A 2096-nucleotide genomic window follows, 5' to 3' on the forward strand; every position below is an offset into this window, starting at 1 on the left:
TGGCGTAACTCTTAGGGATAAGCGCCGGCGGCGGAGGGGCTACCTTTACACTACCTTCTGTGCCATGTTGCTCACAGTATCGACAGCCGTATTTTTCACGGATATAACGGGTAACTTGCACGTGAGCAGGTATAAACTCAAGCTCTTCACGCACTTCTCCACCCATCACGTGCATCGGCTGATGGCAGCAATCACACGCCTGCTCCCCGGACGGTAGGTGAACAATAATTTCCCTGCGCGGCAGATGGGGTGGCAGTCGTGGGCGGCGTTTTTTCGCAGACGAAGGAACAGTTGCATCCGGGACGGCATCGTCCGTAATACTATCATTGTCGTCAGATAATTGGGTTTCACAGGCTTCGTCATCGCTGGGCGCCGCGTCGGGTCGATCCGCCTCAACTTCAGCTTCGTTAAAAACCTCACCCTGCGGGGAAAGCGGCTCGGCGCTGCGCCCAAAGCGTTTTCGGCGGCAAAGATTTAACTCTTCCAGCAGAATTTGGTATTTTTCCTGCCAATGAAGATTTTCGCGCTGAAAATCAACGATAATCTGTTTTAGCAAATTGATATCGTTGGGTAAGTTATCTATCGAGATATTCATGACGTGACTTTACCATGCCGCGGCAAAATCCTCCGCAAAATTTAACTGGCTATCCTGCAGTTGAGTGGTTGGTGCAGGCGCATTTTAGCCAGGTCGACACCAGCGAGCAACCAGTACCACTGTTCTTCGGTCAATTGTAAGGTTTTTTGACTGGCAGCAGGCCAACGGAAAAAATCTTGCTCCAGGCGTTTGTACCAGAGACAGAAACCGGTTTTATCCCAGTAAAGGGCTTTTACCTTGTCACGATGTCGGTTGCAGAAGACGAACAGGGCCTCATCGAAAGGGGAATGTGCCATATCCTGCTCGATAATCAGCAACAGGCCGTTGATACTCTTACGAAAGTCAACATGACCTGAATAGAGGTAAATGGCTGGCACTTCGACAAACATCTTCATGGTGCCATCTCGCGAATGAAGGTTGCCAGCCAACACGGAGAAATTCCGGTTGTCAGCCGTAACGTACAGTGAGACAGCTCCAGGGTGATAATCAAATGCGTTTGTGCCTTCTCTATCGTGGAGATTTTAGTCGTCAACTTTTCATCCCTGGAGGTCATAAGCGCATTTGGCGCCATGGCGTGAATAAAATGCGTGGGCTGTTCTTTCACAGGATAAAGCCGCTTTTTTGCATTGCAGAATGCGCTGCGGGTAATCGTATTCTGACGACAATACTGAGTTGGATTTAATCCAGAACATTTCTGAGCTTCAATGATGGCTCGCCATTCATCATCTGTACGGTAAACTCCCATCTAATATTTCTCCTCAATTTTTAGAGATGAACATGATGACAAATTAGGAGAAGTAAAAAAATGTGCGGATTTAACGACGCTTACACTGTATTTGGTAAAGATCAGAAGTCATTCTTACTGACTCTAGCGGATAAAGCTACCAAGCAGATTATTATCCGCAAGTTACCGAATAAACGCGCTGATACTGTTGTAGATGCTTTCCTTGACATTGTAGCAAATACCTTCTGTGACTTTAAAACTTTGACGGCCGATAACGGTTCTGAGTTCTCCATGCATAAACAGATAACTGAGATCACCGGTGCTAATGTCTTCTTTGCCAGGCCTTATCACTCATGGGAGCGTGGTTTAAATGAACACAGTAACGGACTTATCCGCCGTTTTTACCCAAAAGGAACGGACTTCAACTCAGTCACGGACAACGAGATTGCAGAACTTGAGCACATACTTAATACTCGGGGACGAAAATCGTTGGGCTATTTTTCTCCAAATGAAGTATTTTTAGCTCATCTAATGGCTGCATAACGTTTTATGGGTTTGTTGCGTTTCGACTGGGAATGGGCCCATTGGCTAGCCGTTGGCATGTATAACGCTGGAATGAAAAATACCAATACATCAATTAAAAATCGTTTCCACTATGCAAATAAAATTTATCAATACTATAATCAGATTAAAGACGGAGAAATGATCAGCAAACACCTACAATAAAAAATATATTCCCCTATAACTTTTTCTTAAATCAAAAAAATAAACTATCAA

At 45.1% G+C, this 2096-nt stretch carries 5 protein-coding genes; 2 read left to right on the top strand and 3 right to left on the bottom strand.

The genetic code is table 11. The features are described 5' to 3' along the window. The 3 genes from CBG25_RS12305 to CBG25_RS12315 all read right to left on the bottom strand — a co-directional run. A partial coding sequence (locus CBG25_RS12305) for an IS66 family transposase zinc-finger binding domain-containing protein (protein WP_290606354.1) occupies positions 1-595 on the bottom strand: 595 nt, incomplete at its 3' end. 41 nt (positions 596-636) lie between these two features. Continuing rightward, positions 637-990: an IS66 family insertion sequence element accessory protein TnpB gene (tnpB, locus tag CBG25_RS12310; RefSeq protein WP_290604955.1), complete on the bottom strand. Its 354-nt coding sequence runs from the start codon at positions 988-990 to the stop codon at positions 637-639. After that, the gene (locus tag CBG25_RS12315; protein ID WP_290606352.1) at positions 987-1340 is read right to left on the bottom strand and encodes a hypothetical protein; all 354 of its coding nucleotides are present in this window, start codon (positions 1338-1340) and stop codon (positions 987-989) included. The genes tnpB and CBG25_RS12315 overlap by 4 nt, the downstream gene beginning before the upstream one ends. 60 nt (positions 1341-1400) lie before the next feature. Between CBG25_RS12315 and CBG25_RS12320 the strand changes: the two genes are divergently transcribed. Both CBG25_RS12320 and CBG25_RS12325 read left to right on the top strand, forming a co-directional pair. Next, positions 1401-1862, top strand: coding sequence for an IS30 family transposase (locus CBG25_RS12320; RefSeq protein WP_290606948.1), 462 nt, complete (start codon positions 1401-1403; stop codon positions 1860-1862). A gap of 6 nt (positions 1863-1868) precedes the next feature. Beyond that, complete coding sequence (locus CBG25_RS12325; RefSeq protein WP_290606949.1) at positions 1869-2045, top strand: invasion protein IagB family protein; 177 nt, start codon at positions 1869-1871, stop codon at positions 2043-2045. Positions 2046-2096: the final 51 nt, after the last annotated feature.

Source organism: Arsenophonus sp. ENCA, assembly GCF_002287155.1.
Lineage (GTDB): Bacteria > Pseudomonadota > Gammaproteobacteria > Enterobacterales > Enterobacteriaceae > Arsenophonus > Arsenophonus nilaparvatae.

Excerpts from the sequence above, each read along its gene's own strand:
- tnpB (WP_290604955.1), bottom strand. The coding sequence starts at position 990 with ATGAAGATGTTTGTCGAAGTGCCAGCCATTTACCTCTATTCAGGTCAT.
- CBG25_RS12325 (WP_290606949.1), top strand. The coding sequence starts at position 1,869 with ATGGGTTTGTTGCGTTTCGACTGGGAATGGGCCCATTGGCTAGCCGTT.
- CBG25_RS12320 (WP_290606948.1), top strand. The coding sequence starts at position 1,401 with ATGTGCGGATTTAACGACGCTTACACTGTATTTGGTAAAGATCAGAAG.
- CBG25_RS12315 (WP_290606352.1), bottom strand. The coding sequence starts at position 1,340 with ATGGGAGTTTACCGTACAGATGATGAATGGCGAGCCATCATTGAAGCT.